Here is a 16,044-nt window from a genome sequence, read left to right as displayed (position 1 = left end):
CTAGGAACGGGATGAATCTGTCCCAGGCGCGATCGAAAGCCAATGCCGCACTCGGATATTTGAGCCCGAGCTCGGAGTCCCGGAAGGCTTCCCACTCGCGGCGAGCGGTGTCGGCGTCGGGGGCGGTGTAGATCGGTTTGATCGCCCGGGCGACGTCTTTGCGGTCTTTGTAGTTCACGAACCGCATCGAGTTGCGGATCAGATGCACCACGCAGGTCTGCACCGTGGCCAGCGGCCAGGTGGCCTCGATCGCCTCAGGGAATCCGGTCAGCGCGCATGCACCGCTGACGTTCAATGCCGGCCAGTACCTCGAGGTCCACACGCCGCAGTGGCCCAAGCAGTGGCGCAACTTCTCGCCGTCGATCCCCCCGAACCCGGCCGGTGAACTGGAGTTCCACGTACGGGCGATCAAGGGTGGGACGGTCAGTTCGGCCATCGTCAGCGAGACCAGCGTCGGAGACGTCTGGACGCTGTCCCAGAGTCACGGCACACTGCACGTCGACCGGGACCGGCCCGTGCTGATGGTCGCCGGCGGTACCGGGCTCGCGCCGCTGCGTGCGCTGCTCATCGAGATGTCCAAGCGCGCGGACTCGCCGCCGACGCACATCTTCTACGGCATGCGGTATCCCGGCGAGCTCTACGACCTGAGTGTGCTCCGGCGTATCGCGTCGACCAATCCGTGGTTGCAGGTCACCGCGGTGTCGGAGGAGGAGCGGGATCCGTGGTGGATCACCGCGGTGGCGGCGCCTGCCGAACTCGGGATCGACCACCGGATCGGCACCCTCGCCGACGTCGTCGTCGACACCGGGAACTGGGAGAACCATCAGGTGCTGATCGCGGGGTCGTCGCAGATGATCGAGGCGACCCGGCGCAAGCTGATCATCGCCGGGGTCCGGGCGAGCCGTATCCAGCACGATCCGGTCTAGTCGGTCCGGTTCCCCGGCTCACCTCGTCAGGGCGCCGACTGTCCCGGTTCTCCCGGAGCGGGCACCTCGATGGTGGTGGTCTCCGTCTCGGTCACCGTGAAGGGGCCGGGTATCTCTTCGGTCACCGTGGTCGTCCGGGTGACCGGACGCGGCGCGGTGGTGACCGTCGTCGTGCGGGCCTGCGTCTCGGTTTCGGTCCGGGTGACCGTCGTCGCGTCGGCGGTGACGGTCACGGCCGCGGGTGTCTCGGTGATGGTGACCGACACGGGTTCGGGGGTCTCGCCCTCACCGGCCAGGAGCAGGGCCAGTCCGACGGCACCGAGGAACACCGCGGCTCCGATCGCGGCACCGACGAACCACCAGCGTCGTCCGGTCGACACCCGCGTGGCCCCCGCGGGCGCAGACAGCGCCACCAGGGCGGCGTCGGCCGCGCCGATCGCCGAGGCCAGCGACGGGTTGCCGGCAACCGTCACAGGCCGCTGCGCGGCGTACTCGACGGCCGGGGCGATACCCGGCAGCTCCGCCCCCGGCCCGACGACGATGATCGAGGTGATGTCGCGACCGCGCGGCAGCTTGGTGACGGCCGTCGAGAGCTCGGACGCCCCGTCCGGATCGGTGACCGGCGCGAGCCGGTTGGTGGTGAAGTCGGCCGTCCCGAGGACCGCGCCCGACGTCGTGTCGATCGTGGCCATTGTCGTACCGGCCGCCGGAGCGGCATCGCGGTCGAGGTCGACGACGGCGACGACGCCGCCGCGGGTCGCGTGAGTGCACGCGATCTCGGCGAGCGCCGAGGCATATCCGGTGACGACGACGCGGTCGTACCAGGACTCGGCCGCGGTCTCCGAGGCGAAGACCTGGGCCAGATGCTTGCGAACGTCCTCGCGGGAGACGGAGACGCCGATCTGATCGACGACGACCGGGACCGACTCGACGAGTTCGACGATCGCGGTCTCGACCGCGGGGGCAGAGGGGTCCGGCAGGTCGACGAGATTGCTGGCCAGGATGTGGCCGTCGGCGTCACGGACGACGGATGCGATCTGGTCGTCCACGACAGATATCCCGAGAACCACGGATCCGGGCAGTCCCCCGCCCGCCGGTTCCTGGGTCATCGTCACCTCCACATCGACGTTTGCCCATGAAGCCTAGCGGCTGGTACGAGATCCGTGGCATCCGGACCGTTCGACGCACACTTCGTCACCTGCGGTGCCCGGACCGTGTGAGCCGCGGCGTTGCCGCGGCCCACTTGACTGTTCAGACCCTGTGCACTATCTGGCCGTCGACCATCGTCAATGCGATCGGGCGACCCATCAACGATTCGACCTCGGGATCATCGGGCCAGGTGCCGTCGAGCACGGCGAGGTCAGCGCGCTGTCCGACCTTGAGCGTCCCACGCCACAGTTCGCCGTGCTCGCGGTAGGCGGCCTCGCGGGTGAGCATGGCGAGCGCGTCGAGACTGGTGATGCCTTCAAGATCGTCGGCCGGGACCGGGCCTTCCCAGCAATGCGAGCGGGACACTGCATAGACGACCGCCGGGCGCCAGTCCGGTGGGACGACCGGGGCATCGGAGGTGAGCCCGGGCCTGACCCCCGCGCGCAGCGCCGACCCGATCGGCTCGGTCCGGCGAACGCGGTCCTCTGGGAGCGTCGTGGCGAAGGTCGAGATGATCACCGGGTTGAAGCAGGCGCCGATCCCGTTGTCCACCAGGGTCTTCATGCCCTCGGGATAGAGCTCGGTGGTGTGGATCAGGTAGTGACGCGCCGGGCTGTTCGGGGCGATCTCGGCGATCTTGTCGATCACGGTCTCCACGGTCTGATCGCCGATCGAATGCACACCGATCTGCAACCCCGCACCGTCGACGTACCTGATGATCTCTTCCAGTTCGGCGACCTTGTCGACGTCGCTGTCCCCGGCGATGACCATGTGTCCGCAGCGATGCCCCGGCGCGTTGTCGGTGTGCACCGGTTCCTTGTGCCACGTGGTGCCGTTCTGCGGGGTCCCGTCCGCGAACACCTTCACCCCGACGATCTTCAGTCGCCGCGGATCGATCTCGCGGTCGTCGTAGGCGTTGGCGAGTCCGGCTTCGAGGTGCCGTCGAACGTCCTTCGCACTGCAGCCGCCGGTACCCACCGGCAGCACGAGCACGGAGACACGCATCGTCAGGTCGCCGGACTCAGCGAAGTCACCCAAGACCTCGAGTGCCGCCTCCGACCCGGACCCGTCGAGCAGCGACACGTGGCCCGGCCCCAGTCCGGGTTCGGTCAGAGCCGTGATCCCGAGGGCATGAAGGTCCGCCTGCCCCGCCCGGTACGCCTCGATCAACTGACTTCTCGGGACGGTGGGGATCGTCTCGATCATGGGTGCGATCGCGGCATCGGTGAGGAAACCCGCCGGCGCACCGTCCGCGGTGCGGCTGATGAGGCCACCGGGAGGATCGGGGGTTGCCGTGGTGATCCCGGCCAATTCCAGGGCAACCGAGTTAGCAGTCAGCGAGTGCCCGCTCCAGTCGAAGAGAACCACCGGGGTACCGGGAATCCCGTTGGCCTCCAGTGCCTTGTCGATGTCCTCGGCAGTAAGGTTGCGCCCGAGGACCAGGCCGTCCCAGCCGTGTCCGCGGATCCAGCCGCTCGGATCGATCTTGTCCCGTGTCAAGAACTGGGGAAGCTGTGCGAGGTCGGTGAAGATGTCGGTGCCCATCTTCACGTATGTGTGCGTGGTGACGGAATAAGCCGTGAAGTGGAGGTGCCCGTCGTTGATACCGGGGATGACGGTGGAACCGTCGAGCTCGACGACTTCGGTACCCTCACCGATCAGCTCCTCGGCGTCATCTCCGAGCGCGACGATCTCGCCGTCTTTGACGGCCATGGCCGTCGGGCGCGTGCTGAGCCACGCCGCGGTGGCACGGTCGCCCGGCTGCCAGTCGGAGAGGTCGAGTACGGGCCCACCTCGCAGCACGGTGTCGGCTGCTGTGCTTGCGGACATCATTCTCCTATCATCGAAATGGTCGGTACCGGCAGCCCAGGGCGGCGGTGAGAGTGATTGTGGTGTCGCTCAATCGAGTTCACCCGCGCGTGGTCCGCTGGCCGGACCCGCGGACCACACTGGGGACCGATCCGCCTCAGAGGCTGTCGACGTAGAACTGGCGGAGGTCCTCCAGGACCGTGAACGTCACCTCGGAACCCTTCACGAACGAGGCTGCGTCACCCGCGGCAATCCGGTATGTGGGACCGTCGGTGACGGCGTACTCGACGGCACCCTCGACGACGTAGATCGTCCGGTCGAACGGCAGCGTGAGGGTGACCGGGCCAGGCGTCTCATCCGGCCGGACGATCCAGAATCCTGTGCGTACCGCATCATCCTCGCGGAGATGACCCATGCGGCCTGCTCTGTACGGTGTCGTGATGTCTTCAGTGGACGGGCGGTAGTAGGCGGTCACGTGTCTCCGATCGCGGGTTGGCTGCTTGAGTCGGAAGTAAATGCCGATCGGATGCCGTTGGCGCCCCGGCGGTCCGATGAGTGAACCCGGGCGTCGATCGACACACGGTTTGGCCTCAGGATTTCCACACCCGATTTGCACACGTCGTGACCGGACCCAGCGTCGACCACGCGTGTGTCAGGTCGGTCGCCACGCCAGCCGCGCGCTCATCGTCGAGTGCTGTCCCGCGGCTGCTCCTATCAGCCCCATGGGGTTGCACAGCCACGGCTTCCAGCCGCCAGGAGAATCCATATGACCGACAGTCTCACCCCCTCTACCGCAGCGCCGGTGCCACCAGACGACGCCACAACTCTGAAGAGCGGGACGGTTGGGACCACCCACATCGTCGCGATGGTGATCGCCGCAGCCGCACCGATCGCCTCGGCCGTCGCCCTCATCCCCTTGGGAATGCTGCTCGGCAACGGCGCCGGCATGCCCGGTGCCCTACTGCTGGTGTCACTGATCCTTGCCGTCTTCGCGGTCGGATTCGTGAAGATCCTCCCGTACATCACCAACACGGGCGCGATATACGCATATGTGAGCGCCGGTCTCGGGCGCCCCGCCGGTCTCGCGTCCGCGTACGTCCTCGCGCTGGTCTACGTCGCACTGGGAGCTTCTGTAGTAGGTGGGTTCAGCTACTTCGCCACCGCGTTGATGGAACGCTTCTTCGACTTCAACCCGCCATGGTTGATCGTCGCCATCGCTTGTGTGGTGATCGGGACCGGCATGGCTGTCGCCGGTGTCACCCTCACCGCCCGGGTTCTCCTCGTGATCCTGACCCTCGAACTCATCGGACTGCTCGTCGTGGACATCGCGATCCTTGTCGAGCAGGGCTTCCCGGCCTTCACACTGGACGTCTTCAGCCCGTCCACGGTGTTCACCGGAGCCGTCGGGGTCGCCGTGATCTACGCCTTCTCGATGTTCCTCGGCTTCGAGGCCACCGCGATCTACTCCGAAGAGGCGAAGGCGCCGCGGCGAACGATTCCGCGCGCGACCTACATCATCCTCGTGCTCATCGGCGGGCTCTACACCTTTTCGTCGTGGGCCATGGTTGCCGGCACCGGCGTCGACGAGCTGGTACCGGCCGTGGCCGAGGACCCCGGCACATTCGTGTTCCGCCTGTCGGATCACTACGTCGGAACCGGCTGGACGGATATCCTCTCGGTCCTCAACGCGCTCAGCCTCTTTGCCGGCGTGCTGGCCTTCCAGAACGCCGGGGCGCGCTATCTCTTCGCGCTGTCCCGGGACAACATGGCGCCCCGAGCCTTGGGGGTCACGCATCCGAAGACGGGAACGCCGTCGATCGGGCTGATCTCGATCGCAGTGGTGTTCGTCCTCCTCTCGGTCGTGTACTTCGCCGCGGATTACAGTCCGCTGCTGGACATGTCGACCTCACTGGTCGGTATGGGCACCATCGGACTGGTGGGGATGCTTACCGTCGCGTCGATCTCGATCGCGGTCTTCTTCTTCCGCCGTAAGGTCATCGGTGTCACGACTGTCGGAGCCCCGGTACTGGCGGCGATTCTTCTCAGCCTGTGCACCTACGCCGGGATCGACAACTACGGCGCCTTGACCGGTGTGCCGACCTGGTGGGTCAACAACCTGCCCTGGATTCTGCTGGTCGTCGCAGCGGCCGGCCTGGCCTTCGGCTTCTGGGTGCGCGCGAAGTACCCCGAACGCTACGAGCTCATCGGTCAGACTCGTATCTGACGAATCCGACAGAGATTCCGAGAAGGCCTCGGCCGGACATGTTCCGGCCGGGGCCTTCTCGGTGTTCGTTCAGCGATCGAGCGCTCGCGCCGAGCAGCGGCAGGTCCGCGACGCCGACACGGAGTTCAACCGGGTCGCCCACAGCGTCGCCCCCCAGATCTTCCTGAATCCCCGGCACGGCAGCGAAATAGGGGTAACGGACGAACGTTCCGAGAGCAAAGAAGGGCCGGCAGGGCGAATATCTCCGCCCTGCCGGCCCTTTCGTTGCCTTCGAGATGTGCAGTCACAGCAAGAGCATCGCGGTCATGGCACCGACCGACGCGACTCCCGCCCCTACCTCGATACGAGATCGCAGGGTCCGCCGGCCTCGGCCGAACCTCACCTGCCACAGCAAGAATCCCGCGTACGCGACCACCAGCAGAACCATGATCGCCAGACCTGCGGGCCAGAAACCATCGACACCGGCCGTCGACGCCTGTGTCGCAACGGAATCGGCCGACATGTGCGCGCCGTGGGCGCCGTGGCCTGTACGCAAGTGGCCCGTCGGCCCAGGCGAGACCGGAGCCGAGCCGGCGGTCGCGGCATGCGCACTGCGCCCAGCCCCCAGGGCAGCCGGCATGACACCACACAGGACCGCCATGACTGCCGACGTCGCCACTCGCACATACCGCAGGCCGGAATCGTCGGGCCCGAAGAGCTGCGACACCGCGGCGAGCGCGAACACCGCCACCCATGCGAAGGTGGGCAGAATCCGGCTGTCCAGTGCCATGACGTCGACCATGCCGAGGAGCATGACCGACATAGTCATGAGGTTACGGACGTCGATCCGTTTGCCTTCCGCACAACCGATGAGCGCGACCGCCATCGAGATCAACGCGGCCAGGGTCAAGATCGTGTGCATCACGACTCCCTCAGTGGCCGCAGGTGCACTCACCCGGAGGGCAATGGCTGCACCCCGAGGACGAGCAGTGGCTCTTGCTCAGGTCCGGGACGTCCAGAGCAGGGTTCTTGTCGAAGAAGTTGTTGGGCACCAACATGAAGCTGGCCACCTCGGTCGGCATCACCGGCCAGTCCTCCGAACGCGGGATGTGCGTCACTCCCACGGTGTGCCACAGGACCACGTCGGTGTTCTCCACCGGACGATTCGCCTCTGTCCAGGTCGGCAGACCCGCTCCGGACCGGTCCTGATTCGGATGGTCACCGGCAGAGTGCATCTCATCCGGCTGGTACGGGGTGACCCACATGTTCTTGGTTGCGAAGCCGGCACGCTTGACCATCAGCGACGGTTCCTGAGCGATCAGGGTGTCCGACGCCCAGCCCGGGATGAGCTTGTAGCCGACCGGCATACCCCACTTGTTCGCCTTGTTCGGGTTCACGACCGTCCAGCTCCGCGCCGTCTGCGGGTTGGTCAGGCCGTCTCCGTCCTGCTCACGCCCGATCAGTGTCTTGGTCACCGCGATCGCGTTCCCGTACGGGTTGGCGTCCCCGACCGGCGCCGCGTCGACATCGTTCTGGTACACCGAGTTCTCCCAGCCGTCGACCTCCATGTCGAGACGGAACGAGAACAGGTGCTGATGCCAGGTGGCCGCTAGATTCTCGGCGATCGGCGTCGCATGGGGCGGCACCTCGCCGGATTCGTAGGAAATGGTCTGGACGATGCCCAGCAATTTGGTGTCGACCTCGATGTGACCGTCCTGGAAGAAGTTCCAGTAGAAGCCATAGTGGTAGTTACCCACGGTGGCGATGAAACTGACGACGAGCTTGCGCGACCGCCGGACATCGACCTTGCCGGTGACCCAGTCGGTGTGCTTCCAGAGGATGCCCGCGTCTTCTTCGTGGATGCAGATCGCGTTCTTGATCGTCGTCGGGTTTCCGTCGTCGTCGGCCATGACCGCATCGAGGTAGGTGATCTCCCCCAGACAATCACACCCGAGCAGCAGTGAGTTGGCCATCTTCCCGAGTCCGTACTCGCCGGCGTCGAATGCGCTTCGAAAGTAGTGTGCCGCTTCGGGGATCCCGTAGGGAACCATCATCTCGGCCAGCGATCCACGATGCATCACCGAACGGTAGGTGTCACCGTCGCGGTACTCGACACCCGACAGCACGAGACCGTCCAGCGGATGCATGTTGATGCGGAACCGCCACTTCTGCCATTCCATCTGCGGGCCGTCGAGGCTGAAGCTGACGCCCTCCGGCTGGATGATGTCGAGCGGCTTGATGTCGTCGCGCAGCGGCTGATTGTGCTCTGCGGTGTAGTTGTCGCACGTCGGGTTCATCGGCTTGACGCCGTGGTCCTCCACGTCGAACACCTCTTTGCGGACGGTGTCGACGACGATGATCACACCTTCGACGATGTGCGCATACGCGTTGTCCTCGGGGAAGTGACGGTAGTAGGTCACGCAGGCCCACAGCCGACGACCGGAGACGTCGAGGTCGGCGCGGTTGCCCACCCCGAACGGATCGAGTTGCACCAGCGTCAGATCGGTGATGCCGCGCTTCGCGAGTGCCTCGATGTAGCGCGGATCCTGCTTGGCGAGGTCATGGATGATCTCGAGTTCTTCCTCGAGCATCTGCGCACCACCGTCGGTGAGCTGCGTGCTGGAGACAACCGACTCGTCGTCCAGATCGACCAGGACGTCGAAGGTCGCGGCCGAGGTCCGATCGAGGACGAGTGCGCGCGCCTGACGAGACACCGCCGCTCCGGCGCGGAGGAGCGCCTTGTCGGGTTCCTGGGTGAAGACCGACCCGAAACCGGGCCGCTCACCGCCGATCCCGGCCTTGCGAACGATGGTGGAGACGGCACTGATCTCGTCGGCGGTCAACGCGTCGAAGAGGTGGCTGTGCATATCGAGCTTCCTTTCCGGGCCCCGGAAACCGGCTACGACACCACGCCCCGGCGGGGCGGAGTTCACCGTCTCGGTGCTGCTTGGTCGAACTTCGTTGATACCTGGGGCGTTTCAGCCCAGGTTGATGAACACGGACTGGGTCTCGGTGTACTCGTCGAGCGAATAGGCACCCATCTCTCGACCCCAACCGCTCTTGCCGAACCCGCCCCACGGGGCGCCCGGGTCGATGAGCGGAAGCTGATTGACGAACACCGTGCCGGCCTCGATTCGTTCGGGCAGGCTGTGTGCGGTCTTGAGATCTTGCGTCCAGACGACCGCCGCCAAACCGAAGTCGGTGTTGTTGGCACGCGCAATGGCCTCGTCGAGATCCTCGTAGGGCATGATCGACAGCACGGGCCCGAAGATCTCCTCGCGTGCGATGGTCATCTCGTCGGTGACCTCGGTAAACACCGTCGGCCGGTAGAAGAACCCGTTCTCCAGTTCACCGCCGACGCGCTCACCACCGGTGACAAGCTGTGCCCCTTCGGTTTTCCCGGAGGTAACGAAGCCATGGACCCGAGCCAGGTGCTCGGCGGATGCGAGCGGTCCGACGACGGTCTCGGGATCGGAGCCGGGCCCGATCTTCAGCGCGTCGGCCGCCGCCGCGATCTTCTCGACGAACTCGTCCACCCGCGAGCGGTGAACGAAGAACCGGGTGAACGCGCCACATGCCTGTCCGGTGTTGAACAACGCGCCCTGCAGATTTCCCATCACCGCGGCGTCGATGTCGGCGTCCTGCGCGACGATGCTCGGGGCCTTGCCACCCAGCTCGAGGCCGACACGCTTGAGGCTCGCCGCCGCCGCGCGGACGATGTCCTGTCCCACGGCTGTGGACCCGGTGAACGAGATCTTGTCGACCCCGTCATGAGCGACGAGGGCCTTGCCCACCTCGGGACCACCGGTGAGCAGATTCACGACGCCTGCGGGGACTCCCGCCTCACGTGCCAGCTCGACGAGTCGAACCGTCGACAAGGGGGTCTGCTCGGCCGGCTTGAGAATTGCGGCATTCCCCGTGGCCAGCGCGGGTGCAAGCTTCCATGCGGCGATGTCGAACGGGAAGTTCCACGGAGTGATGAGGCCGACCACCCCGAGCGGGCGGCGCTGCTGGTAGGTGAACTGACCGGGGATCGAGACCGGCGACACCTTGCCCTCGAGTTTGGTCGCCCAGCCCGCGTAGTAGCGAAAGGTCTGTGCGGCCAACGGGATCGAGACGTTGGTGCTGACGCCGATGGGCTGTCCTTGGTCCGAGGTCTCCAGCGCCGCGAGCTCGGCGCCGTTCTCCTCGATCAGATCGGCGATGCGCCACAGGATCTTCCCTCGCGCATCGGGCGTCAGCGACCGCCACTCATCGGATTCGAACCCCGACCTCGCTGCGGAAACGGCAGCGTCCACATCTGCGGGACTCGCTTCGGCAAAGTCTGCCAGGATCTCTCCGGTGGCGGGATCGACGGTCTGTCCGGTGGCTCCGGTCGCTGCGTCGACCCATTCCTCACCGATCAACAGCTGAGTGGCGGGCACGAGGTGTCTCCTTCGGTCGCGGTACCCGCCGAAGGTGTCATATCGGCAACCGGGAGAGCACTCGGATGGTCCGTTGACCGAACCGTCGGCCGCACGAACCGTCAGTCGTCGGCGGCCCCATGGCTCTGCAGGACGCGCAGCACCTCACGGAGCCGTTCGAGGATGCGCTCCGAGCGGTCGTCCGACACGTAGATGGCGTGCTGCATCACGAGCCCGTCGACCGCAGCGAGAACGAGTGCGGCGAGCGAACCGTCGTCATCGGTGACACCGATCTCCTCGAGTGTCGCGGAGACCTGCCCGATGTAGATGTCGTATACGGCCACGAGGCGCTCCAGGGGCACACCACCGCGTACCGCCCGTAACAAGTAGTCGTACTGCAGCATGCCGCGGTTGCGCTCACCGGACATGACGGTGACGAAGTCCCGGTTGAAGTCGTCGATCGAGTCTGCGCGGAGTTGCGATTCGTCCGCGTCGAGATGCGCGGCACGCTCGAGGGCCTCGCTGACCATGGCTTCTTTTGATCCGAAGTAGAAGCGCACCAGGCTATGTGACAGGCCGGCGTGCGCGGCCACGGACCGGTAGGTGACCTTGCCGAGCCCATCGGTGCTCGCGATGTGGATCGCGGCATCCAGCAGACGCCGCCGGGTTTCCGGATCCCCCTCACCGCCGCTTGTCGCGGATGGCGCGGTTTCCGTCATGTGGTCCTCCCCGAGTCGAGTGCCGGCGTGTCCGTTTCACCTGCACGGTATCGGAGTTCCACTTCGATACGGCGAACGTGTTGGGTCATTTGGTCAGGCTGACCGCCGACGAGGCCGCCACAGGTTCGGTCAGCGGACCGGCCGTTCGCGCAACAGGGGTTCCCGGCCATTCTGGATGTTCCGACCCTGACCGAGAGGTTTCACCATGCGCGCCGCCCGAATCCACGACTGGGACAAGCCCCCGGTGGTCGAGGACATACCCGTTCCGACGCGACGCCCAGGTGAGACCCTGGTCCGCGTGGACGCCGCGACGGTGAGCCATCTCGACATCACCGTGTCCACCGGACGCTTCGAGTTGGTTCCCCCGCTCCCCTACGTGCCGGGCTGCGAAGGTGCGGCGACCGTCCTCGAATCCGATACCCATGCGCCCGGCACCCAGGTGATCTTCCGCGACGGAGTCATCGGACTCGATCGCGACGGAACGTGGCGCGAGCAGGTCGCCGTGTCCGACGACGCGCTGATGCCTCTCGGTACGCCGCTCGATCCGGCGATCGCCGCGACGTTTTTCGTCCCGACCACCACCGCCTACGTCGCGCTCTTCGATGTCGGGGCGCTCGAAAGCGGACAGACGGTACTGGTCAGCGGTGCGACCGGCGCGGTCGGGTCGATGGCACTGCAACTCGCACAAGACGCCGGCGCCGAGGTCATCGCGCTGGTCTCCCGCGCCGATCGCCTCGCACGCCTGCCCGAGGGAGTTCGGGGTGTGGCGCTCGACGACGCCGCGGCCACCTCCGCGTTGAGAGACGCGAAATCGGCAGATCTGTTGCTGGACACGATCGGTGGCCAGTCGCTGAGCGAACGGATCGGGTGGGTGAAGCCGGGCGGCAAGGTCGCCTGTCTCGGCTACACGGCCGGTACCGAGCTGACCATCGATCTTCCGAACTGGTTCTTCTCCGACGTCACCATCGCACCGGTGAACCTGCTGAACAAAGAACCTCGGGCACAGGAGGTCGCACGGTCGTTGCTTCCCAAGATCGCGGACGGCACACTCCGGGTGACGGTCGAGGAGTTCTCACTCGACGAAGCGTCGACAGCACTCGAGCGGCTCTCCCATGGTTCGGTCACCGGTCGGGCCGTGATTCGTTTCTGACGATCGGGCCACCAAATTCGGTCGTGCCACCAAATGCTCAGCGGGCCCGGAACACTGACGTTCCGGGCCCGCTTCGCAGTTGCAGCGTCATGCCGTCACAGACGGTCCTTGATCCGGAACAGATTCTGTGCGGCCTTGCGCACCAGTCTTTCCGGAGCGCCCAGCGGCGGCCAGTTGCTGTGCCGGTTCACGCGGAGGAGGTCGTACGCGGCGTATTCGGGGCTGGTGGCCGCGGCTGCGATTCGTCCGCCGTTCCACGATGCCAGCACACCGTTGCTCGAGGTGACCACGGCGGTGGGCGCGATGCGATCCAGCAGTGGCGTCTCTTCGACGGTCGAGGCGATCGCACCCTCCCAGGCGCTGTGGAACGCGACGTCGCCGAGCGTCGGGAAGGTGTCCCGCAGTTCGTCGCGGATGCGGTCTTCGAGCGCCGGTCCGTCGATGGTCTCGAACAGCGTGCTGATGCCGAAGAGCAGGCGGTTGCCCGGGAGTCGGCGGAAGTAGCGCGAGAACGACGCGATCTCCGACGTCGAGTACCACGACGGCATCGCCGCGTCGAGAATCGCCTCGTCGATCGGCTCGGTCACCGCGATCTGCGAGTATCCAGTGAACAGGGTCTTCTGGGTGGACGGGACGACGTCACCGGAGCCGGTTCCCGCCGCGACCACCAGACGCTGCGCATGGATCTCCCCCGTATCGGTCATCACCGTGACCCGGTCACGGCCCGCGTGCATCCCCGTGACCCGGCTGTGTTCGGCGATGACGACGCCGAGCTTCTCCGCATGAGCCGCAAGCCCTTCCAGGAGCGCATGCGGATTGAGGTTGATGTTGTCACGCTCGTAGAGGCCGGCCTCATAGCGATCGGACCGTAAGAACTCCTTCAGGTCCTCGCGGTCGAGATACCGTCGACCGGCTCTGGCCTGTTCGGAGCCCGCCACCGCCGACTTCGCCAGCTGGGCCGCCTGCCGCTTGGTGATCGCCAACCGGATGGAGCCGCGTCGTAGGTCGGCATCGATTCCGTTGTCCTCGATGAACCTGACGAGTTCATCGGCTGCCGCGCCGAGCGACTCGTCGACGATCGAGGACTCCTCCGCGTCGCCGAGATGCGTGCCTTCGCTGAGCAACAGGATGCCGCCGTTGCGGCCCGAGGCACCTGACGCGACGGTTGCCTTCTCCAGAACGATCACACTCATTCCGGCCTCGACGAATGCGGTTGCCGCGGAGATACCCGCGTAACCGGCTCCGACGACCACTGCATCGAAGGTGTGTGTACCGGACAACGGAGGGCGCTCAGGCGTGGCCAATCCGAGTGCGTAATAGGTCTGTTGAGCATCGAGGTCGTTCACAGATGCGACGGTACGGACACTCGCGCCCTTTCACGGCTTCCCGGGTCCGTTCACCGGTCCGCCTTCTGGAGTGGCGCCGTGCGGGCTCCGACACTGAGGCGGCACGGGTGAAATCCCATCGGCGGGATGCCGACACGTCACACCCGACAAGGACGCGCTCATCACCGAGGCGACCCCTCAACCCCTGACGCAATAAGGAGTAACCGTGAAATTCGGCGTCGTTTCCGAAGCCCAGGTGAACCTGGGCATGTCGTACGGAGTCCGTCTCCGCGAGACCATCAAGGAACTGGTGTTCGCAGAGGAGATGGGCTTCGATTTCATCGGCACCTCCGAACAGCACTTCATGGAGGGCCAGTGGTCGATCTCGGCACCCGAGGTCATCATGCCGATCCTGGCCGACCGGACGAACAGCATCAAGATCCGCCAGATGGCGATCACCTGTCTGGGCTTCAATCACCCTCTGCGCGTTGCGGAACGCGTGGCCACCATGGACATCCTGTCCAACGGGCGCTTCGAGTTCGCGACGGCACGATCCAACAACGAGAAGTACATGCGCGGGTTCGGGGTCGACCCAGAGAAGACGCGAGACGAATGGCGCGAGCACATCGAGGTCGTGATCCGCGCCCTCGCGCAGGATGAGATCACTTACCACGGCGACTACTACGACATCGACGGGGTCTCGGTCACCCCGCGTCTGGAGAGCCAGGAGCTCCCGCCCATCTATGCGACCGCGACCAGCCCGGAAACCCATTATCTCGCAGGCAAGATGGGACTCGGCGTCATGACCGCCGACAGCTATCTGGGCTGGGAGTACCAGCAGATGGTGATCGACGAGTACAAGCGCGGACTCAAAGAGGCGGAACCGATCGACAACCTGTACCCCGTCAATCCGCACATCACCGGTTTCACATTCCCCGCCTATTGCGCGGCAACAAAGGAGCAGGCGTTCGACGACGCGGCAGTCAGCATGCGGGCGATGCTCAAGAGCGTCGAAGACCTCGCCGCGGGTCTCGCCGGCACCAAGGCGCCGGGCTACCAGTACTGGCAGAAGCTGTACGAGAACATCCGTGACCGCAGTGATGATCTCCAGTACCTGAACGACACCACCCCGATGCTCATGGTCGGCGACCCCGATTTCTTCATCGAGCGCTGCGAACGTCTCGAGGCGATGGGCATCGACGAGGTCGTGCTGAAGATCGACGGGTACGGACACTCCAAGACCCTCAAGACGATCGAGTTGATCGGCAAGTACGTCATCCCGCATTTCAAGGCACGTAAGGGATCGATCCCGGAGAACTCCTTCACCCGTGTCGGCATCGAGGGCGTCGGCAAGTTCGAGCTCTGACCGTCGTCACGACAGACAAACAGGTGGGCCGTCACCCAGAGGTGACGGCCCACCTGTTGTTTCGGGTTGTCGCGAGCGGTCAGGCATCCTCGGCCGCGAGCACGATGTCGAACCGGACGCTGTCCCACGACCGGTCACCGACAGCACGCCCGTCGGGTGTCGCCTCACCTGCGTCGTGATGCACGAACTCCTTGATGAGAGAGTCCTTGACACCGAAAACACTGTCTCCGAGTGCAATCTGCGGATCGTCCTGGGAGAAGATGTGGGTCACCAGGGTACGGAGACCGTCGGCACTCACCATGAAGTGCACATGTGCCGCGCGCACCGGTGAACGCCCGACGGCGTCGAGCATCTTGCCGACCGGGCCGTCATGCGGGATGGGATATGGAACGGGAGTGAGTCCCCAGAAACGGTATTCACCGTTCTCGTCGGTGAACAGGTGCGCACGAGCCGCCATCCGGTCGTCACCGTATTGCACGTCGTAGAAGCCGTCCTCATCACATTCCCAGGCTTCGATCCGCGCACCGTGCACCGGCAGACCGTCGGTGTCGGTGACACGACCCGAGAACCAGCAGGGCGTACCCCTGGCACCGCCGGCGAGATCTCCTCCGAGCGGGATCTCGGGCGAGTTCTCGAGGAAGAACGGCCCGAAAACGGTTGATTCCGTGGCATTCCCGACGGACGGATTGGCGATGGTGATCGTCTGCATCGACGCACCGAGCACGTCGGACAGCAGGATGAACTCCTGCCGCTTGTCGTCGGTGATGTGTCCGGCGGCGGTCAGGAATTCGATGGCGGTGCGCCACTCCGACTCCGACAGGCGCACATCGCGGATGAACGCGTGGAGGTGTCGGACCAGTGCCTGCATCACCTCCTTCAGGCGAGGATCGGTCGCCTGCTCGAAGGATGCGACGACACGATCGGTCAGAAGCTGTTCGTGCACCGCTTGCCGCTCGTGGTCGTCATCGAGGCGGGCGTGGGTGGACAGGGCCAT

12 protein-coding genes and 2 pseudogenes are annotated in these 16,044 nt (G+C 65.5%); 4 read left to right on the top strand and 10 right to left on the bottom strand.

Annotation, left to right across the window (positions count from 1 at the left end):
* Positions 1-271: pseudogene (locus tag GD1_RS17480) on the bottom strand (transposase); the annotation flags it as partial.
* 1 nt (position 272) lies between these two features.
* On the opposite strand from GD1_RS17480, the pseudogene GD1_RS17475 reads away from it, so the two are divergent.
* Positions 273-926, top strand: a pseudogene (locus tag GD1_RS17475) (FAD-binding oxidoreductase); the annotation flags it as partial.
* A gap of 26 nt (positions 927-952) precedes the next feature.
* Here GD1_RS17475 and GD1_RS17470 read toward each other — a convergent pair.
* From GD1_RS17470 to GD1_RS17460, 3 genes are all read right to left on the bottom strand, one after another.
* Positions 953-2,035 carry a hypothetical protein gene (locus GD1_RS17470; protein WP_059038550.1) on the bottom strand — a complete coding sequence of 361 codons (1,083 nt, stop codon included), beginning with the start codon at positions 2,033-2,035 and terminating at the stop codon, positions 953-955.
* Positions 2,036-2,177: 142 nt separating this feature from the next.
* Positions 2,178-3,905, bottom strand: coding sequence for an amidohydrolase (locus GD1_RS17465; RefSeq protein WP_162128845.1), 1,728 nt, complete (start codon positions 3,903-3,905; stop codon positions 2,178-2,180).
* 136 nt (positions 3,906-4,041) lie between these two features.
* Positions 4,042-4,359, bottom strand: a complete 318-nt coding sequence (locus tag GD1_RS17460) for a cupin domain-containing protein (protein WP_152972661.1) — start codon at positions 4,357-4,359, stop codon at positions 4,042-4,044.
* Positions 4,360-4,650: 291 nt separating this feature from the next.
* Between GD1_RS17460 and GD1_RS17455 the strand changes: the two genes are divergently transcribed.
* A complete protein-coding gene (locus tag GD1_RS17455) occupies positions 4,651-6,108 on the top strand; it encodes an APC family permease (RefSeq protein WP_082365778.1) in 1,458 nt (485 codons plus the stop codon).
* A 283-nt stretch (positions 6,109-6,391) separates the two neighbouring features.
* Here GD1_RS17455 and GD1_RS17450 read toward each other — a convergent pair whose 3' ends face one another.
* The 4 genes from GD1_RS17450 to GD1_RS17435 form a co-directional block, all read right to left on the bottom strand.
* Positions 6,392-7,009, bottom strand: coding sequence for a hypothetical protein (locus GD1_RS17450; protein ID WP_059038546.1), 618 nt, complete (start codon positions 7,007-7,009; stop codon positions 6,392-6,394).
* 10 nt (positions 7,010-7,019) lie between these two features.
* Positions 7,020-8,954 carry a primary-amine oxidase gene (locus GD1_RS17445; protein WP_020792655.1) on the bottom strand — a complete coding sequence of 645 codons (1,935 nt, stop codon included), beginning with the start codon at positions 8,952-8,954 and terminating at the stop codon, positions 7,020-7,022.
* 111 nt (positions 8,955-9,065) lie between these two features.
* Complete coding sequence (locus tag GD1_RS17440) at positions 9,066-10,511, bottom strand: aldehyde dehydrogenase family protein (protein WP_059038543.1); 1,446 nt, start codon at positions 10,509-10,511, stop codon at positions 9,066-9,068.
* Between the two features lie 101 nt (positions 10,512-10,612).
* Positions 10,613-11,209: a TetR/AcrR family transcriptional regulator gene (locus tag GD1_RS17435; RefSeq protein ID WP_020790675.1), complete on the bottom strand. Its 597-nt coding sequence runs from the start codon at positions 11,207-11,209 to the stop codon at positions 10,613-10,615.
* 205 nt (positions 11,210-11,414) lie between these two features.
* Between GD1_RS17435 and GD1_RS17430 the strand changes: the two genes are divergently transcribed.
* Entirely contained in the window at positions 11,415-12,359 is a 945-nt protein-coding gene (locus GD1_RS17430) for a quinone oxidoreductase family protein (RefSeq protein ID WP_020790674.1), read from the top strand.
* 95 nt (positions 12,360-12,454) lie between these two features.
* On the opposite strand, the gene GD1_RS17425 is transcribed toward GD1_RS17430, so the two are convergent.
* On the bottom strand, positions 12,455-13,705 hold the full coding sequence (locus GD1_RS17425) for an NAD(P)/FAD-dependent oxidoreductase (protein WP_059038541.1): 1,251 nt from the start codon (positions 13,703-13,705) through the stop codon (positions 12,455-12,457).
* Between the two features lie 205 nt (positions 13,706-13,910).
* Here GD1_RS17425 and GD1_RS17420 point away from each other — a divergent pair, with 205 nt between their 5' ends.
* A complete protein-coding gene (locus GD1_RS17420) occupies positions 13,911-15,050 on the top strand; it encodes an LLM class flavin-dependent oxidoreductase (RefSeq protein ID WP_059038539.1) in 1,140 nt (379 codons plus the stop codon).
* Positions 15,051-15,129: 79 nt separating this feature from the next.
* On the opposite strand, the gene GD1_RS17415 is transcribed toward GD1_RS17420, so the two are convergent.
* Positions 15,130-16,044 carry a hydroxyquinol 1,2-dioxygenase gene (locus tag GD1_RS17415; protein ID WP_053776714.1) on the bottom strand — a complete coding sequence of 305 codons (915 nt, stop codon included), beginning with the start codon at positions 16,042-16,044 and terminating at the stop codon, positions 15,130-15,132.

Source organism: Gordonia desulfuricans NBRC 100010 (genome assembly GCF_001485495.1).
Lineage (GTDB): Bacteria > Actinomycetota > Actinomycetes > Mycobacteriales > Mycobacteriaceae > Gordonia > Gordonia desulfuricans.
Note: the sequence above shows the minus strand (reverse complement) of the source record. Positions and strands in the feature narration are given on the sequence as shown.